The organism is Terrabacter sp. Soil810 (assembly GCF_001429645.1).
GTDB lineage: Bacteria > Actinomycetota > Actinomycetes > Actinomycetales > Dermatophilaceae > Terrabacter.
Genome location: NZ_LMSW01000013.1, coordinates 163000 through 188518 on the forward strand (window position 1 = coordinate 163000; position 25519 = coordinate 188518).

25 protein-coding genes are annotated in these 25519 nt (G+C 72.8%); 3 read left to right on the forward strand and 22 right to left on the reverse strand.

Annotated features, from left to right (window positions below; translation table 11 throughout):
* Positions 1-83: 83 nt before the first annotated feature.
* Entirely contained in the window at positions 84-1724 is a 1641-nt protein-coding gene (locus ASG96_RS17540) for an FAD-dependent oxidoreductase (protein WP_057588758.1), read from the forward strand.
* Positions 1725-1752: 28 nt separating this feature from the next.
* On the opposite strand, the gene ASG96_RS17545 is transcribed toward ASG96_RS17540, so the two are convergent.
* From ASG96_RS17545 to ASG96_RS17555, 3 genes are all read right to left on the reverse strand, one after another.
* Positions 1753-2013 (reverse strand): metal-sensitive transcriptional regulator, encoded by a 261-nt coding sequence (locus ASG96_RS17545; protein WP_057588759.1) that lies wholly within the window; start codon positions 2011-2013, stop codon positions 1753-1755.
* A gap of 80 nt (positions 2014-2093) precedes the next feature.
* Positions 2094-2429, reverse strand: coding sequence for a YnfA family protein (locus ASG96_RS17550; protein WP_057588760.1), 336 nt, complete (start codon positions 2427-2429; stop codon positions 2094-2096).
* A 2-nt stretch (positions 2430-2431) separates the two neighbouring features.
* Positions 2432-2830 carry a VOC family protein gene (locus ASG96_RS17555; RefSeq protein ID WP_057588761.1) on the reverse strand — a complete coding sequence of 133 codons (399 nt, stop codon included), beginning with the start codon at positions 2828-2830 and terminating at the stop codon, positions 2432-2434.
* A 152-nt stretch (positions 2831-2982) separates the two neighbouring features.
* Between ASG96_RS17555 and ASG96_RS17560 the strand changes: the two genes are divergently transcribed.
* The gene (locus tag ASG96_RS17560) at positions 2983-3204 is read left to right on the forward strand and encodes a helix-turn-helix domain-containing protein (protein ID WP_057588859.1); all 222 of its coding nucleotides are present in this window, start codon (positions 2983-2985) and stop codon (positions 3202-3204) included.
* An 11-nt stretch (positions 3205-3215) separates the two neighbouring features.
* On the opposite strand, the gene ASG96_RS17565 is transcribed toward ASG96_RS17560, so the two are convergent.
* A complete protein-coding gene (locus ASG96_RS17565; RefSeq protein WP_057588860.1) occupies positions 3216-3836 on the reverse strand; it encodes a bifunctional 2-polyprenyl-6-hydroxyphenol methylase/3-demethylubiquinol 3-O-methyltransferase UbiG in 621 nt (206 codons plus the stop codon).
* Between the two features lie 134 nt (positions 3837-3970).
* Between ASG96_RS17565 and ASG96_RS17570 the strand changes: the two genes are divergently transcribed.
* Positions 3971-4492, forward strand: coding sequence for a hypothetical protein (locus ASG96_RS17570; RefSeq protein WP_056751011.1), 522 nt, complete (start codon positions 3971-3973; stop codon positions 4490-4492).
* Between the two features lie 13 nt (positions 4493-4505).
* Here ASG96_RS17570 and ASG96_RS17575 read toward each other — a convergent pair whose 3' ends face one another.
* The 18 genes from ASG96_RS17575 to ASG96_RS17660 form a co-directional block, all read right to left on the reverse strand.
* Positions 4506-5447 carry an alpha/beta fold hydrolase gene (locus ASG96_RS17575; protein WP_057588762.1) on the reverse strand — a complete coding sequence of 314 codons (942 nt, stop codon included), beginning with the start codon at positions 5445-5447 and terminating at the stop codon, positions 4506-4508.
* Positions 5448-5456: 9 nt separating this feature from the next.
* Positions 5457-6701: an RNA polymerase sigma factor gene (locus tag ASG96_RS17580; RefSeq protein WP_057588763.1), complete on the reverse strand. Its 1245-nt coding sequence runs from the start codon at positions 6699-6701 to the stop codon at positions 5457-5459.
* A 13-nt stretch (positions 6702-6714) separates the two neighbouring features.
* Positions 6715-7098 carry a YciI family protein gene (locus ASG96_RS17585; RefSeq protein WP_057588764.1) on the reverse strand — a complete coding sequence of 128 codons (384 nt, stop codon included), beginning with the start codon at positions 7096-7098 and terminating at the stop codon, positions 6715-6717.
* 106 nt (positions 7099-7204) lie between these two features.
* Positions 7205-7576, reverse strand: a complete 372-nt coding sequence (locus tag ASG96_RS17590) for a VOC family protein (protein WP_057588765.1) — start codon at positions 7574-7576, stop codon at positions 7205-7207.
* A 32-nt stretch (positions 7577-7608) separates the two neighbouring features.
* On the reverse strand, positions 7609-8619 hold the full coding sequence (locus tag ASG96_RS17595) for a sugar phosphate isomerase/epimerase (RefSeq protein ID WP_056750997.1): 1011 nt from the start codon (positions 8617-8619) through the stop codon (positions 7609-7611).
* A gap of 42 nt (positions 8620-8661) precedes the next feature.
* Positions 8662-10068 (reverse strand): alkaline phosphatase family protein, encoded by a 1407-nt coding sequence (locus ASG96_RS17600; protein ID WP_057588766.1) that lies wholly within the window; start codon positions 10066-10068, stop codon positions 8662-8664.
* The gene (gene eboE / locus ASG96_RS17605) at positions 10065-11255 is read right to left on the reverse strand and encodes a metabolite traffic protein EboE (RefSeq protein WP_057588767.1); all 1191 of its coding nucleotides are present in this window, start codon (positions 11253-11255) and stop codon (positions 10065-10067) included. The genes ASG96_RS17600 and eboE overlap by 4 nt, the downstream gene beginning before the upstream one ends.
* Before the next feature lie 3 nt (positions 11256-11258).
* Positions 11259-12143 (reverse strand): TatD family hydrolase, encoded by an 885-nt coding sequence (locus tag ASG96_RS17610; protein WP_057588768.1) that lies wholly within the window; start codon positions 12141-12143, stop codon positions 11259-11261.
* Between the two features lie 9 nt (positions 12144-12152).
* The gene (locus ASG96_RS17615) at positions 12153-12731 is read right to left on the reverse strand and encodes an EboA domain-containing protein (RefSeq protein ID WP_057588769.1); all 579 of its coding nucleotides are present in this window, start codon (positions 12729-12731) and stop codon (positions 12153-12155) included.
* Positions 12728-13582 (reverse strand): sugar phosphate isomerase/epimerase, encoded by an 855-nt coding sequence (locus ASG96_RS17620; RefSeq protein ID WP_057588770.1) that lies wholly within the window; start codon positions 13580-13582, stop codon positions 12728-12730. Before ASG96_RS17620 ends, ASG96_RS17615 begins: the two co-directional genes overlap by 4 nt.
* Positions 13579-14475, reverse strand: coding sequence for an SCO3242 family prenyltransferase (locus tag ASG96_RS17625; protein WP_057588861.1), 897 nt, complete (start codon positions 14473-14475; stop codon positions 13579-13581). The genes ASG96_RS17620 and ASG96_RS17625 overlap by 4 nt, the downstream gene beginning before the upstream one ends.
* The gene (locus ASG96_RS17630; RefSeq protein ID WP_057588771.1) at positions 14472-15641 is read right to left on the reverse strand and encodes an inositol-3-phosphate synthase; all 1170 of its coding nucleotides are present in this window, start codon (positions 15639-15641) and stop codon (positions 14472-14474) included. Before ASG96_RS17630 ends, ASG96_RS17625 begins: the two co-directional genes overlap by 4 nt.
* Positions 15642-15731: 90 nt before the next feature.
* Positions 15732-18992, reverse strand: a complete 3261-nt coding sequence (locus ASG96_RS17635; protein WP_082591859.1) for a PQQ-dependent sugar dehydrogenase — start codon at positions 18990-18992, stop codon at positions 15732-15734.
* 227 nt (positions 18993-19219) lie between these two features.
* On the reverse strand, positions 19220-20332 hold the full coding sequence (locus tag ASG96_RS17640; RefSeq protein ID WP_056750971.1) for a sugar phosphate isomerase/epimerase: 1113 nt from the start codon (positions 20330-20332) through the stop codon (positions 19220-19222).
* A 95-nt stretch (positions 20333-20427) separates the two neighbouring features.
* Complete coding sequence (locus tag ASG96_RS17645) at positions 20428-21660, reverse strand: Gfo/Idh/MocA family protein (RefSeq protein WP_057588773.1); 1233 nt, start codon at positions 21658-21660, stop codon at positions 20428-20430.
* Between the two features lie 105 nt (positions 21661-21765).
* Entirely contained in the window at positions 21766-22827 is a 1062-nt protein-coding gene (locus ASG96_RS17650) for a substrate-binding domain-containing protein (protein ID WP_056750964.1), read from the reverse strand.
* A gap of 85 nt (positions 22828-22912) precedes the next feature.
* Positions 22913-24001 carry an ABC transporter permease gene (locus ASG96_RS17655; RefSeq protein WP_056750958.1) on the reverse strand — a complete coding sequence of 363 codons (1089 nt, stop codon included), beginning with the start codon at positions 23999-24001 and terminating at the stop codon, positions 22913-22915.
* Positions 23998-25482: a sugar ABC transporter ATP-binding protein gene (locus ASG96_RS17660; RefSeq protein WP_056750955.1), complete on the reverse strand. Its 1485-nt coding sequence runs from the start codon at positions 25480-25482 to the stop codon at positions 23998-24000. The genes ASG96_RS17655 and ASG96_RS17660 overlap by 4 nt, the downstream gene beginning before the upstream one ends.
* Between the last annotated feature and the right edge of the window lie 37 nt (positions 25483-25519).

Consider the following 25519-nt stretch of genomic DNA (forward strand, 5'->3'; position numbering starts at 1 on the left):
GGTCGCTCCGCAGTGCCCGGTTCGTCCAGAGCGGCGGACCTCGCGATTGGGCCACACCATACCCCCTGGGGTATTATTGCAGCATGGACCACATCATCATCGGCGGTGTCGCGGGCGGCATGAGCGCGGCCACGCGCCTGCGCCGGCTCGACGAGGACGCCCACATCACGGTCATCGAGCGCAGTGGCCACGTGTCCTTCGCCAACTGCGGGCTGCCGTACCACGTCGGCGGCGTCATCGAGGACCGCGCATCACTGCTGCTCCAGACGCCCGCCTCGCTCGGGCGGCGCTTCGGCCTCGACGTGCGCGTCGGGACCGAGGCCGTCCGCATCGACCGCGAACGCCGGGTCGTCGTCGTGCACGAGCTCGCCACGGGCACCGTGTCCGAGCTGCCCTACGACCACGTGCTCCTCGCCCCCGGAGCCCGGCCGGTCCGGCCGCCGATCCCCGGCATCGAGCGCGCCCTCTCGCTGCGCGACGTCGAGGACACCGACGCGCTCGTGGCGGCGAGCCGCCCGGCCCGCACCGCCGCGATCATCGGTGGCGGCTTCATCGGGCTCGAGCTCGCCGAGAACCTCACCCGCCGCGAGATCGCCGTGACGGTCGTCGAGGCCGCCGACCAGGTGATGGCCCCCCTCGACCCCGAGATGGTCGGGCCGGTCCACGACCACCTCCGCGCCTCCGGCGTCACGCTGCGCCTCGGCACCTCGGTCACCTCCATCGGGCCCGACGCGGTGACGCTCAGGTCGGGTGAGCAGGTCGACGCCGACCTCGTCGTCTCGGCCGTGGGCGTGCGACCCGACACGCGCCTCGCGGACGACGCCGGTCTCGAGACGGGCCGTCTCGGCGGCATCCTCGTCGACAGCCGCTTCCGCACGAGCGACCCGCGGATCCTCGCCGTCGGCGACGCCGTCGAGAAGCGCGACGCCCTCGACGGCGAGCAGGTGCTCGTGCCGCTCGCCAACACGGCGAACCGCCAGGGCCGCATGGCGGCCGACGTCATGGCCGGGCTCCCGGCGCACGACCGCCCGGTGCTCGGGACGGCGATCGTCGGCGTCTTCGGGCTGCAGGTCGCGACGACCGGCTGGAGCGAGAAGCGCCTCGTCGCCGCCGGACGCCCGCACCGCGTCATCCACACGCACCCGGCCTCGCACGCGACGTACTACCCCGGCGCCGAGGGCATGAGCCTCAAGCTCCTCGTCGACCCCGACACCGACGCGATCCTCGGCGCTCAGGGCGTCGGCCGCGACGGGGTCGACAAGCGCATCGACGTCATCGCCACCGCCATCGCGGGCGGCCTCACGGCGAGCACCCTCGCCGACCTCGAGCTGGCCTACGCGCCGCAGTTCGCCTCGGCCAAGGACCCCGTCAACATGCTCGGCTACGTCGCCGACAACCTGCGCACCGGCGTGACCCGCTCGATCCAGTGGCACGAGCTGGCGAACGCCCTGGCGGGGGGTGCGGTCCTCGTCGACGTCCGCACGCAGCGGGAGCACGACGAGGGCGCGATCCCCGGCGCCCTGCTCGTCCCGGTCGACGAGCTGCGCCGGCGCCTGGACGAGATCCCGCCCGGCCCGGTCGTCGTGCACTGCGCGGTCGGGCAGCGCGGCCACACGGCGGCGCAGGTGCTGGCCCACGCCGGGCGCGAGGTGCGCAACCTCGACGGCGGCTACCGCACGTGGCTCGCCGGCACGAGCATCCGCGAGCCGGCGCTGACCCGCTGATCCGCCGGCCGGCTGACCCACCCCCGTCTCAGGCCAGCGACAGGAAGAGCTTCTCCATCTGGGCGACGTCCATCGTCTCGCCGTCCGGGTTGGCGATGCACGCGCGCAGGCCGGTCGCGATGACGGCGAAGCCGGCGCGGTCGAGCGCCTTGGAGACGGCGGCGAGCTGCGTGACGATGTCCTGGCAGTCGCGCCCCTCCTCGATCATCTTGACGATGCCGCCGATCTGGCCGCGCGCGCGGTTGAGGCGACGGATGACCGCCTGCATCTCGTCGAGGTCGAGCTCCACGGCATCCTCCTGAGGTCGTTGCGGGAACGCCCCATGATACCCCCGGCCGTATGCCTTCCGGAGCCTTCGAGGGGCGGCCCTCAGCCCGAGCGGGGCGCGTACATGATGAGCGCGACGCCGACGAGGCAGACGAGCGCGCCCGCGACGTCCCACCGGTCGGGCCGGAAGCCGTCGGCCACCATGCCCCACACGAGCGAGCCCGCGACGAACACGCCACCGTAGGCGGCGAGGATGCGGCCGAAGCTCGCGTCGGGCTGGAGCGTGGCGACGAAGCCGTAGAGTCCGAGCGCGACGACCCCCGCCCCGGCCCACACCCAGCCGCGCTGCTCGCGCACCCCTTGCCAGATGAGCCAGGCGCCACCGATCTCGGCGAGGGCGGCGAGCACGAAGAGCAGGATCGAGCGGGTGACGGTCACGCTCAGATGTCCCCGGCCGCGCGCCGCTCGTCGTCGCTGCGCAGGATGCAGAACTCGTTGCCCTCCGGGTCGCCCATGACGACCCAGCCGCGGCCGTCCTCCGTGCGGCAGTCCTGCACGACGGTCGCGCCCAGGCCCGTGACGCGCTCGACCTCCTCGTCGCGCGGGCGGTCGGTGGGGCGCAGGTCGAGGTGCACGCGGTTGCGCAGCTGCTTGGCATCCTCGACCTCGATGAAGAGCAGCCGGTGCGACTCGTCAGGGGAGAAGATCATGCACTCCTCGTGCCCCGGCTCGTTCGTGTCGTCCGGGTCCTCGTGGTAGCCGAGCAGGTCGGCCCACCAGACGGACTGCGCGTGGGCGTCGAGGGCGTTGACGGTCGTGTGCGAGAGCTCCAGTGCCATGGGGACATCCTGCTGGGCCCGGGCGAGGCCGGGCCACTGCATTGCGGACCGTCTTGCTCCCGACCCACCCGCAGTGTCAACCTCGGTTGACGAACGCCGCCGGTCGGCATACCCTGTCAACGCAGGTTGACACGGCACGAGAGGTGACCGCGATGACGAAGGAGGTCGACGACATGCGCGAGCTGGCACTGGCCACCGGTGACGACGACCCACGCGCAGCGCTCGCGGCGGCCCGCGAGCTGCGGCGTGCAGCCGACCGCACCGAGGCCGCCGTCGTGCGCCGGGCGCGCAACCAGGGCCTCCCCTGGGCCGAGATCGCCGAGCAGCTCGGCGTCACCCGGCAGGCCGTCCACAAGAGGTACGGCCGCCGCTAGTCGGGCGGCTCTCAGCCCTCGCGGCGCAGCACGACCACCGTGTCGAGCGCGACGCGCTCACCGTCGTCGGTGGGGACGGGCCGCTCCCGGATGCCCGACTGCAGCGTGGTGACCGGCAGCCCGTCGGCCCGGTCGAGCACCTCCTCGGGGTCGTAGAGCACGTCGCGCTCGCTCGGGCCGCCCCAGCCCTCGGCGAGGTTGCGGCCGGCGTGACCGATGACGACGACGAGCCCGCCCGGCCGCACCGCCTCGACGGCCGACCGCAGCGCCCGGCGCCACTCGTCGGCGGGCAGCTGGAGGTAGCAGAGTAGCGCGAGGTCGTACGCCGCGGGCCCGCCGGGCGTCGTCTGCGTGGCGTCGGCGACGACCGCGGTCAACCGGCTCAGGTCGTCGCCGAGGCGGTCGGCCGCCAGGGACCGCATCCGCTCCACGGCGACCTGGGAGTAGTCCGAGGCGGTGACGACCCAGCCCTGCTCGACCATCCAGATGGCGTTGCGCCCTTCGCCCGCCGCGAGGTCGACGGCATGACCCGGCGTCAGCGGGCCGATGATCTCGGCGACGAAGCGGTTCGGCTCGACCGACCACACGAGCTCGTGGGCGGCATACCGCTCGTCCCAGGCCTTGGCGTCCACGATGTCTCTCCTCGTCGTCGTCGGCGCCGTGTTCGACGTCGCGAATCCCATTGTGGCCCGGCACGTCTCGTGCGTCACGAATCGGACGCCTGGCCACGGCCCGCGCGTAGCGTGGACGGTGGAAAGGCAGCATCATGAACGTCCTCATCGTCCACGAGTCCATGTTCGGCAACACTCACGAGATCGCCTCCGCCATCGCCGACGGGTTGCGCCAGGGCAGATCACCCGGCGACGGCGACGTGCGTCTCGTCCACGTCGACGACGCCCCGACGGTCATCCCGGACGACGTCGACCTGCTCCTCGTCGGCGGCCCCACGCACGCGCTCGGCATGTCCCGGCCCAAGACGCGTGAGGACGCGACGACGAAGGGCGCCACGCCGGCCCGCGAGGGTGTGCGCGAGTGGATCCAGGCCGTGACGCCGCGGCCCGGGCTGCCCGTCGTCACCTTCGACACCCGGGTGCACGTCAAGATGCTGCCCGGCTCGGCGGCGAGCGCGGCCGCAAAGGCCCTGCGCCACCACGGGTTCGACCGCGCCGAGCGCGGCGAGACCTTCTGGGTGGAGGGCACGCCGGGCCCCGTCGAGGCCGGCGAGCTCGAACGGGCGCACGCGTGGGGCGCGGAGCTGGCTTCCCGGGTCAGCCACGGCGTCGCCTGACGCGGGGGCTCGCTCAGTCGAGCGACTCCAGCCACGGCTCGAGGTGCCCGAGCACGTCCTCCGGCGACTCGAGCTGCGGCGTGTGCCCCATCCCTTCGAGGTAGGCCGTGCGCCACGCCGGGTTGAGCCGCGCCGCGCGGCGGGCGGCCGAGACGGGCACGAGGCGGTCCCGGGTCCCGTGGATGAGCAGCACCGGCCGGTCGAGGTCCCGCATGATCCGGTCGTACTCGCGCCGTCCGCGGAGCACACGCAGCAGCGACCGCGCGGCACCGAGGAACTCGCCCTCGGGGTCCGGGAGCGACCGGCGCCAGGCTGCGAGCTCCACGCCGGCCTCGACGACGTCGACGTCGGCGCGGGACGGGTCGGCGAAGCAGAGCGCCACGGTGCCGAGCACGCGCTGGCGGTCCGAGACGCTCTTGTTGTAGCGGGTCAGCACGAGCTCGCCGACCCGCGGCACGGCATACATCGCGAAGGTCGCGGCGACCTGGGGGTCGGGCCGCGCGCCGGGGTTGGGCAGCGCGGGGTCGACGAGGGCGAGGCCCGCGACCTGCTCGGGGCGGCGGTCGGCGAGCAGGAGGCTCACCATGCCGCCCATCGAGTTGCCGACGAGGACGACCGGGCGCCCGAGCACCTCGTGGATGAATCGGCTGAGCAGGGCGGCGTTGTGGTTGACGCTCGTCGCGCGTCCGAGGGCCGGGGTCAGCCCGAAGCCGGGCAGGTCGATCGCGACGACCCGGCGACGTGCAGCGAGCGCCGGTGCGATGCCGACCCAGTTGAGGTGCGAACCGCCGAGGCCGTGCACGAGGGCGACCGGGGCCGGCTCGGTCGCGCCCGTCTCGGTGTCCGGACCGCCGAAGTCGACCCAGTGCACGGGGCCGTCGAGGTCGAGGGTGCGACCGACCCCTCCCCAGGGGGACGCGATGTCGGTCGGTGCGGTGGACGGCGGGGTCGTCATGACCGCAGGTTACCGCCGGTCACCTGCCCGCGCGGCAGCTCCGGCGGCACGGGCCCGCAGGTGCCGCGACTCGGGGGCGTTGTCGCTGAGCCCGGCGGCGCGTTCCCACTCGGCGGCCGACTCGGGCCACCGCTCCAGGCGGCCGAGCAGCTCGGCCCGCACGACGTGGAAGGCGACGTAGCCCTCGAGGTCGATGCCGTCGAGCAGGGCGAGGGCAGCCTGTGGTCCGTCGAGCTCGGCCACGGCGACGGCCCGGTTGAGCCGGACGACGTCGGTCGGGGCGATGCGCAGCTGGTGGTCGTAGAGCGCGACGACCTGCGACCAGTCGGTGTCGGCGGCGGTCGCCGCGCTCGTGTGCACGGCGTTGACCGCGGCCTGCAGCTGGTAGGGGCCGGGGGCGCCCCGGCGCAGGCACCGGCGTACGAGCGCGTGGCCCTCGGCGACGAGGGCGGCGTCCCAGAGCGAGCGGTCCTGGTCGGCGAGCAGGACGAGGTCCCCCGCGGCGTCGGTGCGCGCCGGGCGCCGGGCCTCCGTCAGCAGCATGAGGGCCAGCAGTCCCATGGCCTCCGGCTCGTCGGGCATCAGCTCGACGAGCACGCGCCCGAGCCGGATCGCCTCGGCGGCGAGGTCGGGTCGGCCGAGGTCGTCGCCGGCCGTGGCGGTGTGCCCCTCGGTGTACACGAGGTAGAGCACGGCGAGCACGGAGGCGAGCCGGGCCGGGAGGTCCTCGTCGCGTGGCACCCGGTAGGGGATACCGGCCGAGCGGATCTTGCTCTTGGCCCGCACGATCCGCTGCGCCATCGTCGCCTCGGGCACGAGGAAGGCGTGCGCGATCTCCGGCGTGGTCAGGCCCCCCAGCAGCCGGAGCGTCAGCGCGACCTGCGCCTCCCGCGAGAGCGCCGGGTGGCAGCAGGTGAAGACGAGCCGCAGTCGTTCGTCCCTCACGGGTCCCTCCTCCGGGAGTCCGGAGCCCTCGTCCGGCGCGTGCAGCGCGACCGCCTCCGCCTGGCGGGCCTCCCGCGTCGACTCCCGGCGCAGCCGGTCGATGGCCCGGCGGCGCGCGGTCGTGATGATCCAGCCGGCGGGACTCGGCGGCATACCCTCTCGGGGCCAGCGCTCGACGGCGACGGTGAAGGCGTCCTGCACGGCCTCCTCGGCGAGGTCGATGTCGCCCAGCGCCCGGATGAGCACCGACACCGCGCGGCCGTGCTCGGCCCGGAAGACCCGCGCGATGTCCGCGCCTGAGACCGTCATGTCGCCCGAGCCGTCACCGGTCGGTCGGTGCCTGGCCGGGGTCGCCCTCGCCCTGGAACGGGCGGACCTCGACGGGCAGGCCGGTCGCTCCGGCGATCCGCTCGGCCCAGCCGAGCACGACGTCGTAGTCGTCGGAACGCAGGATCGTCAGGCCCCCGAGATGCTCCTTGGCCTCGGCGAAGGGCCCGTCGGTGAGCACGGCGTCGGCGACGGCGTCGCGCGGGCGGCGGATCGTCGTCGCACTCCCCTGGTCGGCGAGGCCACCCGCGAAGACCCAGCCACCGGCTGCGCGGATGTCGGCGTTGACGAGCTCGAGGTCGGCCATGACCTTCGTCAGGTCGAGGTCCTCCGGCGGCGGGCCGTCGGGCGAGAAGAGGCTGATGAGGTAGGTCTTCACGGTGAACTCCTCCTACCGGCGCTGCCGGCGGGTCCGGGGCGCCCCTGGTGTGCGCCCTGCACCCTCTACACGAACGCCGTCCCGCGGAATCGACAGATCGCGCGGCTCAGCCACGCGGTCGCTGCTCGACGAGCCCGACGAGGTTGCCCTCGGAGTCGACGACGAACGCCATCCACTCGTCGGTCCCGGCCGGCCCCAGCGTGTCGTCGTCGTGGCCGAAGATGACGTGCGGCTCGCTGCGCACCTCGACACCGGCGGAGCGCAGCCGCTCGACCGTGGCGTCGATGTCGTCGACCCGCAGGTAGTGCAGGGCGGTCGGCGCGCCCCGGTCGAGCAGCAGCCGCACGCCGCCGAGGTCGAAGAAGACGAGACCCGGCGGGACGTACGTCGCGAGCGGTTCGGCGCCGAGCAGGCGACGGTAGAAGGCGGTGGCCCGCTCGAGGTCGTCGGCGTGCTGGGCGATCTGGACGAGTCCCATGCCCCGACGGTAGACCGCCGGGGCGACGGGCGTCAGTCCTTGCTGCTGCTGAAGGCGGCGTCGAACGAGGCGGTGGGTCGCTCGAAGTTGAGGGCGCGGACGTACTCGAGCGCGCCCGGGGCACCGACGAGGCGGTCCATGCCGGCGTCCTCCCACTCGATCGAGATCGGGCCGTCGTAGCCGATGGCGTTCAGCGTGCGGAAGCAGTCCTCCCACGGCACGTCCCCGTGGCCGGTCGAGACGAAGTCCCAGCCGCGCCGCGGGTCGCCCCACGGCAGGTGCGAGCCGAGACGACCGTTGCGGCCGTTGCCGATCCGCTTGCGGGTGTCCTTGCAGTCGACGTGGTAGATCCGGTCCTTGAAGTCCCAGATGAAGCCGGCCGGGTCGAGGTCCTGCCACACCATGTGGCTCGGGTCCCAGTTGAGGCCGAACGCCTCGCGGTGGCCGATCGCCTCGAGCGTCGCGACGGTGCTCCAGTAGTCGTAGGCGATCTCGCTCGGGTGGACCTCGTGCGCGAACCGCACCCCCACCTCGTCGAAGACGTCGAGGATCGGGTGCCAGCGGCGGGCGAAGTCGGCGTAGCCCTCCTGGATGACGTCGTCCCCGACCGGCGGGAACATCGCGACGTACTTCCAGATCGCCGACCCGGTGAAGCCGATGACGGTGTCGACGCCGAGCCTCGCCGCGGCGCGGGCCGTGTCGGCCATCCGCTCGGCCGCGCGCTGCCGCACCCCCTCGGGGTCGCCGTCGCCCCACAGGGCGGCGGGAAGGATGTCCCGGTGGCGCTGGTCGATGGGGTCGTCGCAGACGGCCTGTCCGACGAGGTGGTTCGAGATGGCCCAGACCTTGAGGCCGTGCCGCTCGAGGATCTCGCGCCGGGACTCGATGTAGCTGTCCTCAGACAGGGCCCGGTCGACCTCGAAGTGGTCGCCCCAGCAGGCGATCTCGAGGCCGTCGTAGCCCCACTCCCCCGCGAGGCGGCACACCTCCTCGAAGGGCAGGTCGGCCCACTGTCCGGTGAAGAGGGTGATCGGTCGGGCCATCGTGGATCTCCTTGTTGCTGATGTGGGTTGCTGGGTGACGGGTCAGTGGGAGCTCGGTGCGGCGACGGTGGCGCCCGCGGCCTCGAGGACGAGGTCGTGGACGTCCGCTGCCGCCACCGTCTCACGGCGCAGGGCCGCGTCGGAGGTGATGACGACGGGTCCGTCCGTGGGGTCGTCGGGCAGCCGTCCGTGGCTGCCCCGCACCCACCGCGGGTCGAGCGGGACGACCTTCATGGCATACCGGAGGCCGAGCTTCTTGCGCACGAGCCCGAGCCCGGCGCGGGCCCTGGCGGAGCGGTCGGCGGGGTCGAAGAAGAGCTCGGCGGGGTCGTAGCCGGGCTTGCGGTGGATCTCGACGCCGCGCGCGAAGTCGGGCGCCCGCTCGTCGTCGAGCCAGTAGTAGTACGTGAACCACGCGCGCGGCTCCGCGACGAGGACGAGGTCGCCGCTGCGCTCGTGGTCGAGGCCGTAGGCCGCCTGGCCGGCCCGGTCGAGCACGTGGTCGACGCCCGGGGTGGCGGCGAGCAGGGCCCGCACCTCGTCGAGACGGGCCTCGTCGCGGACGTAGACGTGGGCGACCTGGTGGTCGGCGACGGCGAACGCCTCCGACGCCCACGGGTCGAGGTACTCCATCCCGGCCTGCGTGTGCACGTCGAGCAGGCCCGCCCGGCGCAGCACCCGGTTGACGTCGACGGGCTCGTCGACGGCCGTGATGCCGTACTCGCTGACGACGACGACACTGACGCCGAGGCGCTCGGCGTCGTCGAGCAGGGGCGCGAGGGCCGCGTCGAGCTCTCGGGCGGCGGCCCGGGCCTCGGGCGACTCCGGGCCGAAGCGCTGGAGGTCGTAGTCGAGGTGCGGCACGTAGGAGAGCGTCAGGTCGTGCTCCGGGAGCAGGATGCGGGTCGCCTCGATGATCCAGCGCGACGACGCGATGGACGCGGTGGGCCCCCAGTAGTGGAAGAGCGGGAAGGCCCCGAGCCGCTCGGTGAGCCGGTCGTGCAGCGCCGCCGGGCGCGTGTAGCAGTCAGGCGACTTGCGGCCGTCGGCGTGGTAGACCGGGCGCGGCGTGACGATCGAGTCGACGTCCATGCCCATCGCGTACCACCAGCACACGTTGGCCACGCGGGCTCCGGGGTGACTGCGGCGCAGGGCGTCCCAGACCTTCTCCCCCGCGACGAGCGCGTTGTGCTGGCGCCACAGGAAGACCTCGCCGAGGTCGCGGAAGTACCACCCGTTGCCCACCGCGCCGTGCTCGGCGACCGGTCGCCCGGTGAGCATCGTCGACTGCACCGAGCACGTGACGGCCGGCAGCACGGTCTCGAGCGGCGCCTGCCAGCCCGACTCGGCGAGGTGGCGCAGCCGTGGCATGTCGGCGAGGGCGCGCGGCGTCAGGCCGACGACATCGAGGAGCAGGACCTTCGTGGGCCGGGTGCTCGGGGTGTTCATGCGGGCTCCTTGAGGCCGAGGTCGATGAGGGTGTCGCGCAGCCAGGCGAGCTCGCCGGCGATGCTCACGGCCAGGGCCGCGTCGTCGGTCGGGCGCACCGCCTGCGGGACGACCGTCCACGTGTAGGTCTCGACCTCGAGATGGTCGGTCAGGGCGGTGTCTCCGCCGACGAGGACGTCGAGCGAGTGCCGCAGGTCTGCGGTCGTGGCGGCGAGCGGCGGCTCGGGGGCGTGGTCGAGCGGCACGTGGAAGTGGACCCGCCACGGCTGCTCGACCCCACCGGGGCACGGGTCGAGGGGTCGCGTGCCCCCGAGGGCGTCGCCGAGGTCGTCGCGCGCCCGCAGCTGGCCGGCGTCGCCACGGGCCCGGGTCTGGTGGAGGAAGCGGTCCTCGTCGAAGGCCGCGAGCGCCGCGCGGGTGGCCGGGTCGCCGGGGTGCTCGACGTGCAGCGCGGCCGACACCTGGGCCTTGACGACCCGCCGACCGGCGGCGGAGAGCCGCGGGACCGCGACGGCGGCGTCCTCGAAGCCGACGGCGAGATGGCACAGGTCGAGGCAGACGCCCAGGACGTCCTCGTCCCAGCCCGCCATCCGGTCGACGAGCTCGGTCGTCGTCTCGATGACGCAGCCGGGCTCGGGCTCGAGGCCGACCCGGATCTCGCGGCCGGTGCGCTCCCGCAGGGCGTGCAGGTGGTCGGCGAGCCGGTCGAACTGCTCGGCGGCGAGAACCTGCCGGTCGCCGAACCACGGGTGCCGCCACCCCAGCGGGAGGGTGGAGATGCTGCCGCGGGCGGCGTCGTCGGGCAGCAGCCGGGCCAGCACCTCGGTGAGGTCGGTCGTGTAGGCCAGGCGGGCCGGCTCGGTCCAGTCGGGGTGGTAGACGCGGTGCTTGACCACATCGTCCTGGAAGCCGCGGTAGGGGAACCCGTTGAGGGTGACGACCTCGAGGCCGCGCCCGTCGAGCGCGGCGCGGAGGCGGTCGGTCTGTCGCGGGTCACCGGCGAGGCCGCGGGCGACGGGAGCGCTCAGCCACAGACCGAGGCCGAGGACATCGCTGCCGAGGTGACGGCGTACGGGCAGTGCGAAGCGGTCGAGCTGCCCGATGATCGTGTCGAGGTCCTCGCCCGGGTGGACGTTGGTGCAGTACGCGACGTGGACGGTCTGGCCGTCGGCGTGGAGCAGGCGCACGGCTCACTCCCTCGCGCCGCGGAGCACGGAGTTGCCCATGAACGTGGCGCCGGCTGCGACGAGCTCACCCTCGGACGCCTCCGGCGCCTGCGTCTCGGGGAGCTCGAGCCGCCCGCTCTGTCCGTAGAACTCGACGGGGTTGCGCCACAGCACCCGGTCGACGTCGTCGGGCGTGTAGCCCGCGGCGAGCATCGTCTCGGCGACGCGGCGCGTCTTGAGGGGGTCGCTGTTGCCCCAGTCGGCGGCCGAGTTGACGATCATCCGGTCGAGGCCGTGGCCGCGCAGGATCTCGACCATCCGGTGCTCGTCCATCTTCGTGTCCGGGTAGACGGAGAAGCCCATCCAGCAACCGGACTCGGCCACGACGTCCACCGTCATCTCGTTGAGGTGGTCGACGAGGACGGCGCCGGGTTCGAGCGCCGACTCGCGCACGACGTCGAGGGTGCGCCTCGTGCCCGCGAGCTTGTCGCGGTGCGGGGTGTGCACGAGGGCGGGCAGCTCGTGCTCGGCGGCGAGCGCGAGCTGCGCGGCGAAGACGTCGTCCTCCTCGGGCGTCATCGAGTCGTAGCCGAGCTCGCCCACGGCCACGACGCGGTCCTTGGCGAGGTAGCGCGGCAGCACGTCGAGGACCTCGCGGCAGCGGGCGTCGTTCGCCTCCTTGGGATTGAGGCCGATCGTCGCGTGGTGGGCGATGCCGTACTGCGACGCGCGGAACGGCTCCCAGCCGAGGAGCGCGTCGAAGTAGTCGCAGAAGGAGCCGACGCTCGTACGCGGCTGGCCGAGCCAGAACGACGGCTCGACGACGGCGCGGACGCCGGCGGCGTGCATGCGCTGGTAGTCGTCCGTCGTGCGGGACGTCATGTGGATGTGGGGGTCGAAGATGCGCACGGTGGCTCCTCAGTCGGCTCGGTGGGCAAGGGCGAGGACGGTTCGGGCGTCCGGTGGCACGTCACGGCCGGCGGCCTCGCGCTCGGCGGCGTAGTCGCGGACCATGCGGGCCAGCTCGTCGTCGGCGCGGTCGCCCAGGCCGGCGACCTGCTCCACCGGGATGCCGGTGAAGAGCACCTTGAGCACCGCCTGGCGCCAGGCGTCGTCGTCGAGGTGCGCGGCGGCATACGGTCCCAGGGCAGCGGCCACGAGGCGGGTGTCGTTGGTGCGCAGGGCATCTCGGACGATCGGGAGGGCGGTGTCGCCGATGGGGTCGGGGCGGTCGGGGTCGTCGAGCGCCGGGAGCGCGAGCAGGACCGCCCGGCGCTCGGCTGCGTCCCCGTGGTCGTAGACGCGACGCACGACGTCGACGACGTATGCCGCCGGGCCGGGGACCGCGAGCAGCAGAGCCTCGCGTGCGGCGTCCCCGTCACGGCCCTCGCGGGCCGCGGTGCGCGCCGCCGCAGGGAAGTGCCGGTCGATGGTGTCGGGGTCGCTCGCGACCTCGGCGAGCGCGTCCGTGCTGGTCGTGGGGTTCGTGGGGGTCATCGGCCCACCTCCTGGGGTCGTCGTGCGGCGGTGCGGAGGAACTCGAGGCTCGAGGCCGCGAGCGACGGCGCGGCGTGGGAGTGGCGGGGCAGCTCGACGGCGACGAGTCCGGTGAACTCGACGGCCTCGAGTGCCGCGAGCACGGGTGGGAAGTCCACCTCGCCCTCGCCGAGCGGCAGGTGCTCGTGGACGCCACGGCGCATGTCGTCGATCTGCACGTTGGCGAGCAGCTCGCCGGCGCCGAGCACGCAGGCCGCCGGGTCGGCGTCCTCGGTGCAGCGCAGGTGGCCGACGTCGATCGTCAGGCGCAGTCGATCGGGCGAGCCGAGGCGCCGGCGCAGCTCGAGCACGTCGGCGATGCGTTCGACGAACATGCCGGGCTCCGGCTCGAGGGCGAGGTCGACGCCGTGCGCCTCGGCCACCGGCAGGAGTGCTGCGACGGCGGCCTCGACGCGCGACCACAGCTCGTCGCTGCTCGCACCACGCGGGGCGATGCCGCTCCAGCACGAGACCACCGGCGACCCGACCTCTGCCGCGACGCGGATCGCCCTCTCCAGCAGGTCGATCCGGCGCTCACGGCCGGAGTCGGACACGAGGGTGGGCTCGTGCTTGCGGCGCGGGTCGAGCACGTAGCGGGCGCCCGTCTCGACGACGACCCCGAGCCCGTGCCGGGCCAGCAGGCCGCCGACTCGGGCCGCCCGGCCGGCCAGGTCGGGCGCGAAGGGGTCGAGGTGCGCGTGGTCGAGCGTCAGGGCGACCCCGTCGTAGCCGAGGTCGGCGAGGAGCGCGAGCCCGTCCTCGAGCCGGTGGTCGGTGAAGCCGTTGAGGCCGTAGCCGAAGCGGAGGCTCACGTCGCCGACACCCGCCTCATGGCAGCCGCACCGACCGGCGCGGAGGCGGCGAGACCCAGCGCGGCCGCGTGGTGGCCGGTCGCCGCGAGCGCCGCGCCCTGGAGGGGCACGAGGCCCCGGATGCCGGCGCCCGTGGCCCTCCGGACCGTGCCGGCATCGGGCGTGCGCGCGGCGGCCAGCTGGGCGCGGAGGACGCTCACGGCATACGACCCCGTGAGGGCGACGGAGACGGCAGCGCCGAGCGCTCCGCCGGCACGTCCGCGTCCGGCAGTGGGGACCGTGCGCAGCGCCGACGCTGTGGCGACGAGGGTGGTCGCGGCGATGCACGCCCGGGCCATGCCGGTCGAGCCGCCGTGCACCTCACCGCGGCTGAGGGCCGTGACGCCTGCCGTGTGGACGGCGACGAGCGTGGCCGGGACGGCGGCGGCGCGCAGGCCGGGCACGCCGCCCGCGCTCGCCCCGAGGAGCACGTCGAGACCGCGTGTGGAGGCCATCGTCGCCACGCTCAGCGGTCCCTGCTTGGGGGACAGGTCGTAGGCCCAGACCGCCGCGGCGAGCACGGCGGCGGTGGCGGCCGAGCGGCGCCCACCGGCGGCCGCCGCGACGGCGATGCCGGCGGCGGTGAGGCCGGTGGCGACGGCGAGCGCCGTCCGGGCCGGCACACGACCGGACGGGATCGGGCGCTCCGGTCGCTCGACCGCGTCCGTGCGGCGGTCGGCCCAGTCGTTGAGCGCCATGCCCGCCCAGTAGAGGCACGTCGACGCGACCGGCAGCGCCGCTGAGCGCGCACCGGCCGGCCAGCCCGCGCTCGCCGCCCCCGCGAGGGTGTCGCCGGGCACGGTGAGGGCGGCCGGCGCCCGCACCAGCTCGACGAGGTCGCGCAGGGTCGTCACGACGCCGTCGCCTGCTCCGTCGCCGGCTCGTTCGCCCACGCGGTCAGCACCCGGTGCTGCTCGAAGAGGCGGTGCTCGTCCGAGCCGACGGGGTCCTTGAAGAAGAAGCCCAGGGCCGGCAGCGGGCCGACCTCCCCGCGGCGCAGCGCCAGGTCGGCGAGGCGCGCCAGGTCGATGACGAGCGGGGCGGCGAGGCTCGAGTCGCAGCCCTGCCACGTGAACTGCATCGACATCCGCGTGCCGAGGAAGCCGGAGAAGGTCAGGTGGTCCCACGCCGTCTTCCAGTCGCCGAGGTCGGCGATGTTGTCGATGTGGACCGGGCCGTCGACGGGGTGGCCGAGCATCGCCTCGAGGCCACGGGCCTTGCTCCGCGCCTTGCTCTCCATCGCGTCGGGGTCGGCGAGCGTGGCGCCGTCCCCGCCGCCGAGCAGGTTCGTGCCGGCCCACGACCGGACGCGGAGCGACCGCGCGGCGAACATCGGTGCGAGGACCGACTTGACGAGGGTCTCGCCCGTCTTGCCGTCGCTGCCGCCCCACGGAACCCCCTGGCGCTCGGCGAGCTCCTCGAGCGCGGGCAGGCGCGCGCCGGTCGAGGGCGTGAAGTCGATGAACGCGGCGCCGGCCGTGAAGGCGGCCGCTGCGTAGACGGCACTCGGCGGCAGCGGGGACTCGCCTGCGCCCCAGGCCTGCTCGAGGACGTCGAGGGATGCGTGGGCCGGGTCGTCGGTGACGACCGGCTCGGTGGAGCTGACGTTGACGACGACCACCCGCGACAGGGACTCGGTCTCCGCGAAGGCGCGGATGTCGGCGGCCAGCCGCTCGACGGCGTCGACCTGGCGCTCCTCGGCGTCCCGGTGGCCGTGGCGGATCCGCCGGCACGTCCGGTCGAGCTCGTCGGCGACGAGCGCCAGGGCCGTGTGCGGGATGACCCCGGCGTCGGCCAGCTGCGCCGCCCGCTTGACGAGCGGCACGTCCGTGACGTCGTGGCCACCGACGACGAGGTGGTCGAGCGGGACGAGGCCGGCAGCGGCCAGGTCGGGCTGCTCGGTGACGAGGCCGTCGGGCCCGGCACCGCCGGCGGTGATGAGCGCAAGGCCGGTGGCGACGGTCGTCGCGACCGAGCCGCGTGCGCCGACGAGCCAGAGCCCGGTTCGTTCGTCCGTCATGGTCGTTACTCCTCGAGAGGTGGGGGCCGGGTGTGGGGCCGGTGGCCCGCCGGCGGGGGCGTGTGCCCGCCGCCGGGCCACCGGGATGGGTCAGCGCAGCGAGGCGATGACCGCGTTGGCGTCACGCTGCAGGGCGGCCGAGGCCGCCGCGTCGCGGACGTTGGTGCTCGACGTCGCAGCGTCGACGAAGCCCTGCAGCTGCGAGATCGCGGCCGCGGTGCGACCCGCGGCGACGTGCCTCTCGGCCTGCTGGAGACGCTTCTCGAGCTCCTTCTCGCCCGCCGGGGTGACGAGACCCTCGCGGGCCAGTCGCTCCGTCAGGGCGGTGAGCGTCAGCAGCGACGTGCGGGTCGTGAACGTCACCGTCGTGGTGCGCACCAGGCCTGCCTTGTCGACCGCCGTGACGACCAGGGTGTGGCTGCCCAGCGAGAGCTTCCACAGGGCCAGCGGCGTGGCGGCCGCGACCGCCGTGCCGTCGACCGTGGCGGTCACGGTGTCGATGCCGCTCGTCGCGTCCGTCGCCGTCCACGTCACGTCGCCGGAGTTGCCGACGGTGGCGCCGTCGGTCACCCCGGACACCGCGACCGCGGGCTGGGTCTTGTCGAGCTTGACCGTGACGGAGCCGACCTGCGAGACGTTGCCGCCGTTGTCGGTGGCGCGGTAGAGCACGGTCGTCGTGCCCTCGGTCGAGATCGTCAGCGCCGTGTTGGCGTTGACCCACGTGGTCCCACCGTCGGTGGAGCGCTGGCGCGAGGCGACGGTGCCGTTGTCGGTCGCGTTGACCGTGACGGTCACGTTGCTCGTGTACCAGCCGATCGCGCCGTTCGGCGTCGCCGGGTTCAGCGTGGCCGAGACGACGGGGGGCGTGACGTCGGCGACGCCGTTGCCCACGAACGTCAGGGAGTCGAGCACGACCCCGCCGGAGGAGGTGACGTAGAGGCGTCCGGTGCCGGTGGGCTTCGACGACAGGCTCGCTGCCGCGTCGGTCCAGCCGGAGCCGCTCACCGCGACGGTGCCGAAGGGGGCCGCCGTCGGCGAGTTCCACCGGAGCGACAGGGTGCCGCTGCCGGAGGCGCGGGCCGTCACGCCCGTGACGCCGACGAGGTTCGCCGGGTCCCAGGCCAGCCAGTCACCGGCGTCGAACGAGGTGACCTTGCGCAGGCCGCTCGCCGCGTCGTCGTTCGTGATCTCGACACCCTGTGTCGCGTCGGCCCACTCGGCCTCCTGCTTCTTCGGGTTGAGGATCAGCTGCTCGGTGGTGGTCGCACCGGGGAGACCGTTGGCCCCGTTGTCGGTGTACGTGATGACGACGACGCCGAAGATGTTCTCCGTCTCGCCGTGCTGGGTCGCGTCGGCCGGGGTCGGGATCGCGAACTGGCAGCCCGTGCCCTGGCTCAGCGGGTGGGCGTGCGCGTCGTGCCCCAGCCCGAAGGTCCAGGTCACGCGCGAGCACACCGTTGCGGTGCCGTCCTCTGCGTCGGAGGTCGTGACGTTGAAGGGCACGGCCTGGCCCCAGTCGAAGAAGCCGCCGTTGGGAGGCGTCGCGACGGTGACCGTCGGGGCGACGTTGCCGACGCTGATCGACGTGCTCGTCAGGCCGCGACGGCCCTCCGGGTCGGTGACGCGCAGGCGCGCCGTGTACTTCCCGAGCTCGGTGTAGGTGAAGCTTGCCGTGGCGCCGGTCGCGTCGAACGTGCCGTTGCCGTCGAAGTCCCACTCGTAGGTCAGGGCCCCACCCTCGGGGTCGACCGAGCCGGACGCGTCGAACTGGACCGTCAGCGGGGCGCTGCTGCTGCTGATCGGGTTCGCCGCGATCTTCGCCTGCGGCGCCTTGTTCCCGGGCGCGTAGTCGATCCGGTAGAGGCCGGCGTCGGGGTTGGCCCGGAAGAAGCCGTCACCGTAGTCGAGGACGTAGAGCGACCCGTCCGGGCCGAACTCGATGTCGATCGGGCTGTCGGTGATCGGCTGGCCGTTCGTCTCGAGGTCGCGGTTGGGCAGGAAGTGCTGGATGTGGTTGACGGGTCCGTTGGGCCACTGCACGTCGAACACCGCGAGGTAGTCCTGCGAGAACTCGGCGAAGAACGCCTTCTTGTCCCAGTACGCCGGGAACTTCGTCGTCGACGCGTTGGTCGCGTCGTAGTGGTAGACGGGACCGCCCATCGGGCCCTGACCACCCTGCGGGTCGAAGTCGGTCAGCTCGGGCCACGGCTGGTGCGTGTTGTTGTCGCCGTAGTAGAGCGTCGGCGCGGTGGCCGGGGGCACCTGGGCGAGCCCGGTGTTCCACGTCGAGTTGTTCGTGGCGCCGGCGTTGCAGTCGAACCACGGTCCGGGCGTCGCCGTGGCGAAGTTCCACTCGTTGTAGTTCGCGTTCGGCCCGTGGCAGTAGGGCCACCCGCCGTTGATCGGCTTGGTGATGGCCGTGGTCTGCCACTCGACGTAGCCCATCGGGCCGCGCTGGGCGTCGGGCGCGCCGGCGTCGGGGCCGTAGTCGCCCCACGAGACGGAGTTCGTGATCGGGTCGACGTCCATGCGGAACGGGTTGCGCACGCCCATGACGAAGATCTCGGGACGGGTCTTGGCGGTGCCCGGTGCGAAGAGGTTGCCCGCCGGGATCGTGTAGGACCCGTCGGCCTCGGGGTGGACGCGCAGGATCTTGCCGCGCAGGTCGTTGGTGTTGCCGGCGCCGCGACGCGAGTCGAAGCCGGGGTTGAAGCCGGGCGCGTTGTTGTTCGGCGCGAAGCCGTTGGCCCCCGGCGCGCTCGCCGGCGTGTTGTCGCCGGTCGAGAGGTAGAGGTTGCCGTCGGCGTCGAAGTCGACGTCACCGGCGACGTGGCAGCACTGGCCGCGCTGCGTCTCCACCTTGAGGATGACCTGCTCGCTCGCGAGGTCGAGCTTGTCGGCGGCGTCGTCCCACCTGAAGCGGCTGAGCTGGTTGTAGCCCTTCCACTGGTCCCAGTAGGAGGCGTCCGCGCCGGCGGGCAGGCTGTTCGGCGCCGACCCGGTCGGGGTCGTCGTCACGTACGGCGCGGTCATGGTGCGCGGCGCGTAGTAGAGGTAGACCCACTGGTTCGTCTGGAAGTCGGGGTCGAGGGTGACGGTCTGGAGCCCGTCCTCCGAGTTGTTGTAGACGGGCAGGGTGTTGATCACCTTGGTGACGCCGCTGTCGGGGTCGACGAGGCGGACGTCGCCGTTGCGGGCGGTCGTCAGCACGCGGCGGTCGGGGAGCACGGCCATGTCGATCGGCTCACCGGTGTCCTTGGTGAGGGTGATCTTCTCGTAGTTCGACCAGTCGAGCGCCGGCTCGGAGCCGTGGTCGACCCCGTCGTGCGCCTGGGCCGGGAGGGTGGCCACGGCGCCGAGCGCCGTGCAGGCGAGGACGGCTGCCGCAGTTGTGGCAACCAGCCTCCTCGCCCTGGATCGCGAAGTAGCATTCATCGGTACGTCCTTCTTGACAGAGACGGGCGAAGCCGGTTCCCGGGGAGTGCGCCGCTGCAACGGCTTCTGCACTCCCCGGGGCCCGGTGTTTTCCGGTATGCCGGCCGCCCCCGGAGGGCGGTCGGCCTGCGTGTGCAGGGGGCTCAGCCGCGAAGGGCGGCCATCGCGTCGTAGCTGACCTTCGAGAGCTCCATCGACTGGTTCGGAGCCGTCGTGGCGTTGCCCGGTGCGGTGTCCATCTCCCACATCGGGTTGTGCGAGCCCTTGGCACCGACCCGGCGCAGGAACGTCGAGTAGTCGATGTCGCCCTGGCCGAAGGGGGCCATGACGTAGCCGTTGGACTGCGTCGTGTCGATCTTGCCGTCCTTGGCGTGGAAGAGCGGGAAGCGTGACGTCTGGGCGGCGACGACCGCGGCCGGGTCGAAGATCGAGGTCACGACCGAGCCGTCCGGGGCGGTGTACGTCGTGTGCTTGTACTGCGCGACGTGGGCCCAGTAGATGTCCATCTCGAGGTAGACGGCCTTCGGGTCCGTGTTGGCCAGGAAGTGCTCGAGGCGGCGGATGCCGGACGAGCGCGTCGGGCGGCCCTGTGCGTCGAGCGGCCCGCTGTCGAGCAGGAAGCTGTACGCGATGTCGTGGTTGTGCGTGTAGAGCTTGAGTCCGTGCTGGGCGGCCCTCTCCCCGAAGAAGTTCCAGCGCGCGGCCGCGGCCTCCCAGTCGGCGACGTAGGCCGAGCCGGTCGGGTCGGACCCGGTGCCGACGTGGCCCATGCCGAGGATGTTGGCGATCTCGCAGGCCGCGTCGAACTGCGCGATCGTCGTGTCCGTGATGGTCGACGGGATCGAGCCGTGGTTGCCCTCGGCCTCGAGCCCGAGCTCGTCGAGCCAGGCGCGCAGCTGCGTGGCACCGGCCACCGTGTTCAGGTCTGCACCGCCCTCGGCGTTGGCGTGCTGGCGGAAGCCGGCGAACTCGATCTGGCGGTAGCCGATCGAGGAGAGCTCGGTGAGCACCTCCTTGAAGCCGGAGGCGTACGGCGAGGTCAGCGGGTCGCGCCCGACCGCGTCACGCACGGTGTAGAGGATGATCCCTCGGCGAGGGGCGGGGATGAGGACCCCGCTGGCGCCGGGGGCGGCCTTGGCGGCCGTCCCGGTCAGGGTCACGGCGGCGGCGACGCCCGTCGTGGCCGCGAAGAACTGGCGACGGTTGAGTCCGAGCTTGCTGACGAGCTTGAGCGGGTTGACGTCGTTGTCGTGCATGTGAGCGTGCTCCTTCAAGGGGTGACAGAGACTAGACGTGCGGTTTGTGCTGGATCTCCTTGTCTGACAAGCGAGGTCGAGTGCCTCCGCAGCGTTCAGGACATGGTCGGCGACGTCGCGTGGGCCCCGTCGATCGGGGTCCAGGACCCCTCCCGCTCCACGCTCGTCTCGACCGCCGACAGGATCCGCTGCACCTGGAGCCCGTCGGAGAAGGAAGGCCGGGGGTCGGTGCCCTCGGCGATGGCGGTCAGCAGGTCGACCGCCTGGTGGGTGAAGCCGTGCTCGTAGCCGAGCACGTGACCGGGCGGCCACCAGGACGCCACGTAGGGGTGGGTGGACTCGGTGACGAGCACCCGGGTGAAGCCGGCGTCGCGGCTCGGGACGCGCCCGTCGAAGACGTGGAGGACGTTCATGTCCTCGAAGTCGAAGGCGAGCGAGCCCTCGGTCCCGTTGACCTCCAGGCGGATCGCGTTCTTGCGGCCGTTGGCGAAGCGGGTCGCCTCGAAGGTCGCGAGGGCGCCACCGCTCATCCGCGAGACGAGCACGGCGGCGTCGTCGACGGTCACCGGCCCGGTGGTGGCCGAGCCGTTCTGCGCGGCCGTGCCGCTGATCCCCCCGGTCCCGGCGGCCGCCGGATCGGCCACCGGACGTTCGCGCACGAACGTCTCGGTCAGGGCGGACACCCCGGTGAGGTGCTCACCCGTCACGAACTGCGCGAGGTCGACGATGTGGGCGCCGATGTCGCCGAGCGCCCCCGAGCCGGCACGCTCCTTCTGGAGGCGCCAGGTGAGCGGCGACTCGGGGTCGACGAGCCAGTCCTGCAGGTAAGCACCGCGGACGTGGAGGATACGGCCGAGCCGTCCCTCCGCGACGAGCTGACGGGCGTACGCGATGGCCGGGACCCGGCGGTAGGTGAAGCCCACCATCGAGCGGACGCCGCGGGCCCGGGCCGCCTCGGCGGCCACGACCATCGCCTCGGCCTCCCCGACCGAGTTGGCGAGCGGCTTCTCGCAGAGCACGTGCTTGCCGGCCTCGAGAGCGGCGACCGCGATCTCGGCGTGGGTGTCGCCCGGCGTGCAGATGTCGATGACGTCGATGTCGTCACGCTCGAGCAGGCGCCGCCAGTCGGTCTCGACCCCGGCCCAGCCGAAGCGGTCGGCCGTGTCGCGCGCGGCCGCCTCGTTGCGCCCGGCCACGGCGACGAGGCGCGGCGCGGCCGGCACGTCGAAGTAGCTGCGCAGGTTGCGCCAGGCCTGGGAGTGGGCCCGCCCCATGAAGGCGTAGCCGATCATCCCGACCCCGAGGGTGGGCTTGCTGGGTGTGCTCATGACGTCCTCACATCCGACGAGGGGTGGTACCGCTGACGGTTCGGTCCTGCTGGTGCGGTGGGGTGCCCGCGCCACCTGGCGTGCGGTGGCGCGAGCACCGACCGGTCAGGACTCGAAGCCGAGGGGCAGGTACTGCTCGACGTTCTCCTTGGTCACGACGGGCGCGTTGAGGACGATGCGGTTGGGCACCTCGACCTGGACGAGGTCGCTCAGGCCCTTGCCCTGGGCGATGAGGCGCGCGAGCTTGATGCCGTCGGCGGCCTGGGTCGGCGGGTAGATGACCGTGGCCTCCATCTTGCCCTCCTGGATCCAGCGCATCGCGTTGGCCGAACCGGCGCCGCCGATGAAGGCCATCTCGTGGCGGTTGGCCTGGTCGAGGGCGGCCATGACGCCCACACCCTGGTCGTCGTCGTGGTTCCACAGGACGTCGATCTTCGGGGCGGCCTGAAGCAGGTTGGACGCCTGCTTCTCGCCGGACTCGACCGTGAACTCCGCCGCGACCCGGTTGTCGACGGTCTGGTTGCAGGCCTTGAGCGCGTCGGCGAAGCCCTTCGACCGGTCCTGCGTCAGGGGCAGGGCGTCGATGCCGGCGATCTCGGCGATGACCGGGTTGGCGATGTTCTTGTCCTTGACGATCTTGCAGGCGTAGGTGCCGGCCGAGACGCCCATGCCGTAGTTGTCACCGAGGACCGTCGCCCGCGCGGCGAACGGGCTCGAGAACTCCCGGTCGACGTTGATGACCGGGATGCCGGCCTGCATCGCCTTGGTGGCGACCTCGGTGAGGGCAGCGCCGTCGGTCGGCAGCAGCACGATCGCGTCGACCTTGTCGTTGATGAAGGTCTCGATCTGGCTGATCTGGAGGCTGGCGTCGTTGGTGCCCTCGGCCGACTTGAGCTCGATGTCGCTGTACTTCTTGGCCTCGTCCTGGGCCGACTTGTTGACCGCCGCGAGCCAGCCGTGGTCGGCCGCCGGTCCGGAGAAGCCGATGACGACCTTCTTGCCGGGGGCGTCGTTGTCGCTCACGGCGTCGCTGCCGGTCTGCTGGGTCGAGGCCGCGGGAGTCGTGGCCGGGTCGTTGCTCGTGCACCCGGCGGCGACGAGGGCCGAGCTCAGGGCGATCGCCAGGACGGCGACGCGCTTGGTCGGACGGGAGAGTGATGCGGACACGCTGACTCCTATGTGAGCGAAGAGGGGTGGTGCGAGGTGAGTGGTGCTCTGCCGTGCTGGTGGTGCTGTCGACCGGGCCGTTCGGCTAGCCCGACCTGGTGCGGGAGACCCGCTGCTGGAGCAGGACGGCGGCGACGATGATCGCCCCCTTGGCCACCGCCTGCGTCGACGTGTCGAGGTTGTTGAGGGTGAAGACGTTGGTGAGCGTCGTGAAGATGAGGACGCCGAGGACGGTGCCGACGATCGTGCCGCGGCCACCGCTGAGGAGCGTGCCGCCGATGACGACGGCGGCGATCGCGTCGAGCTCGTAGAGGGTGCCGTGCGTGGACGTGCCGGTCGTCGTGCGGGCCATGATCATCACGGCGGCGATGCCGCAGGCGACACCGAGCAGGATGTAGAGGTACATCGTCTGGCGCTGCACCCGGATGCCGGCGAGGCGGGCCGCCTCGGGGTTGCCGCCGATGGCCAGCGTGCGACGCCCGAACGTCGTGCGGTTGAGCAGGACCCAGCCGACGACGGCGACGATCGCGAACATGATGACGAGCACGGGGATGCCGAGGACGCTGCCGCCGAAGAACTCGATGAAGCCGCGGTCGCGGATGATCTGGGTGCGGCGCTTGGCGATGATCTCGGCCAGGCCCCGGGCGGCGGCGAGCATCGCGAGGGTCGCGATGAACGGCGCCATGCGCCCGTAGGCGATCAGCACCCCGTTGACGAGTCCGCAGACGGCCCCGACGACGAGCGCCGCGATGACCATGACGATCCAGTGGTAGTTCGCGGCCATGGTCTGGGTCGCCACCGTGGTGGCCCAGACCGACGAGAGGGCGACGATGGCGCCGACCGACAGGTCGATGCCGCCACCGGAGATGACGAACGTCATGCCGACGCTGACGACGCCGATGACCGAGCCGAGTCGCAGGATCGTCAGCGCGTTCTCGGGGCTGGCGAAACGGTCCCCGGCCGTGATGATGCCGACGATGACGAGGAGCACGAGGGCCAGCACGAGACCCGCGTTCCGGCCGACGGGTCCGTTGAGGAAGCCGGCGATGCCTCCCTCCCGGCGGGAGGCGGCTCCACCGACCGGTGGTCCGCTCGGGGTGGGCGGGGTGGTCCCGCTCGCGGCTCCGCCGACGGGCTCCCCTGCCTGGTCGACCTTCGTGACGTCGGCGCTCATGCCGCGTCTCCCTTCAGGATGATGTCGAGGACGGCGTGCTCGTCGAGCTCGTCGGCCGGGCCCTCGTGACGGACGGTGCGGTCGGCGAGGACCAGCACCCGGTTGGACAGCCCCAGGACCTCGGGGATCTCGCTGGACACGACGACGACGGCGACGCCCTCGTCGGTGAGGCGGCGGATCAGGGCGTAGATCTCGGAGCGGGCCCCGACGTCGACGCCGCGGGTGGGCTCGTCGAGGAGCAGCACCTTGCAGCCGCGGAGCAGCCAGCGGGCCAGGACGACCTTCTGCTGGTTGCCGCCGGAGAGGGTGCGCGACTCGCGGTGGACGCCGCGCGGGCGCACGTCGAGCGACTCGAGCAGCTCCTCGGCGGCCTCGACCTCGGCCGACCCGTCGAGCAGGCCGCCGTGCGAGAAGCGCGGGAGCGTCGCGAGGGTGATGTTCGAGGCGAGCGAGGCGCCGAGGACGAGCGCCTGGCTCTTGCGCTCCTCGGGGCACAGGCCGATCCCGGCGGCGACGGCCGCGGCGACGGACCCCCCGCGCACCGCCTTGCCGCCGACGCTGACCGTGCCGCTCGTCGCCTTGCGGGCCCCGAAGATCGTCTCGACGACCTCGGAGCGACCCGAGCCCACGAGGCCGGCGAGCCCGACGACCTCGCCGGGACGGACGTCGAAGGTGACCGATGCGAACTCGCCCGCGCGGGCCAGGCCCTCGACGCGGAGGACGGGCTCGGCGTCGACGACGACCTCGGGCTTGGGCGGGAAGACGTACTCGATGGAGCGGCCCGTCATGAGACGGATCAGCTCCTGGGTCGGCGTCGTCTTGGCGTCGAGGCCGGTGGCGACCGTCTTGCCGTCCTTGAGCACCGTGACGCGGTCACCGATCTCGCGGATCTCCTCGAGTCGGTGCGAGATGTAGACGACGGCGACGCCCTGCCCGGTCACCTCGGCGATGACGCGGAAGAGCTGCTTGACCTCGCCGGCGTCGAGCACCGCGGAGGGCTCGTCCATGACGATGAGCTGCGCGTCGCGGGACAGGGCGCGGGCCATGCTGACGATCTGGCACGAGGCGGCCGAGAGCGTGCCGACCTCGACGGAGGGCGAGATCTCGGGGTGGCCGAGGCGGGCGAGCAGGGCGGCGGCCTCACGGCGGGCGGCGGTGCGCTGGGAGAAGCCGAACCGTGTGGGCTCGTGCCCGAGGAAGATGTTCTCGGCGACGCTGAGGCCCTCGACGAGGTCGAGCTCTTGGTACATCGTCGCGACGCCGAGGTCCATCGCCGCCTGCGGGTGGTGCAGGGTGACCGGCTCGCCGGCCCACTCGATGGTGCCCTCGTTGGGCTCGTGGACGCCGGCGAGCACCTTGATGAGGGTGCTCTTGCCCGCGCCGTTCTGGCCGAGCAGGCAGTGCACCTCGCCGGGCTGCACGTCGAGGTCGACGCCACCGAGGGCCACGACCCCGGGAAAACGCTTGACCACGTTCGTCATTCGCAGGAGAGGGGCGCCTGCTACATCTCGCCGTCGA

Excerpts from the sequence above, each read along its gene's own strand:
- ASG96_RS17570 (WP_056751011.1), top strand. The coding sequence starts at position 3,971 with ATGAACGTCCTCATCGTCCACGAGTCCATGTTCGGCAACACTCACGAG.
- ASG96_RS17555 (WP_057588761.1), bottom strand. The coding sequence starts at position 2,830 with ATGGCACTGGAGCTCTCGCACACGACCGTCAACGCCCTCGACGCCCAC.
- ASG96_RS17540 (WP_057588758.1), top strand. The coding sequence starts at position 84 with ATGGACCACATCATCATCGGCGGTGTCGCGGGCGGCATGAGCGCGGCC.
- ASG96_RS17615 (WP_057588769.1), bottom strand. The coding sequence starts at position 12,731 with ATGACCCCCACGAACCCCACGACCAGCACGGACGCGCTCGCCGAGGTC.
- ASG96_RS17595 (WP_056750997.1), bottom strand. The coding sequence starts at position 8,619 with ATGGCCCGACCGATCACCCTCTTCACCGGACAGTGGGCCGACCTGCCC.
- ASG96_RS17660 (WP_056750955.1), bottom strand. The coding sequence starts at position 25,482 with ATGACGAACGTGGTCAAGCGTTTTCCCGGGGTCGTGGCCCTCGGTGGC.
- ASG96_RS17645 (WP_057588773.1), bottom strand. The coding sequence starts at position 21,660 with ATGAGCACACCCAGCAAGCCCACCCTCGGGGTCGGGATGATCGGCTAC.
- ASG96_RS17590 (WP_057588765.1), bottom strand. The coding sequence starts at position 7,576 with ATGGGACTCGTCCAGATCGCCCAGCACGCCGACGACCTCGAGCGGGCC.
- ASG96_RS17600 (WP_057588766.1), bottom strand. The coding sequence starts at position 10,068 with ATGAACACCCCGAGCACCCGGCCCACGAAGGTCCTGCTCCTCGATGTC.
- ASG96_RS17560 (WP_057588859.1), top strand. The coding sequence starts at position 2,983 with ATGACGAAGGAGGTCGACGACATGCGCGAGCTGGCACTGGCCACCGGT.
- ASG96_RS17580 (WP_057588763.1), bottom strand. The coding sequence starts at position 6,701 with ATGACGGTCTCAGGCGCGGACATCGCGCGGGTCTTCCGGGCCGAGCAC.
- ASG96_RS17640 (WP_056750971.1), bottom strand. The coding sequence starts at position 20,332 with ATGCACGACAACGACGTCAACCCGCTCAAGCTCGTCAGCAAGCTCGGA.
- ASG96_RS17575 (WP_057588762.1), bottom strand. The coding sequence starts at position 5,447 with ATGACGACCCCGCCGTCCACCGCACCGACCGACATCGCGTCCCCCTGG.
- ASG96_RS17655 (WP_056750958.1), bottom strand. The coding sequence starts at position 24,001 with ATGAGCGCCGACGTCACGAAGGTCGACCAGGCAGGGGAGCCCGTCGGC.
- ASG96_RS17630 (WP_057588771.1), bottom strand. The coding sequence starts at position 15,641 with ATGACGGACGAACGAACCGGGCTCTGGCTCGTCGGCGCACGCGGCTCG.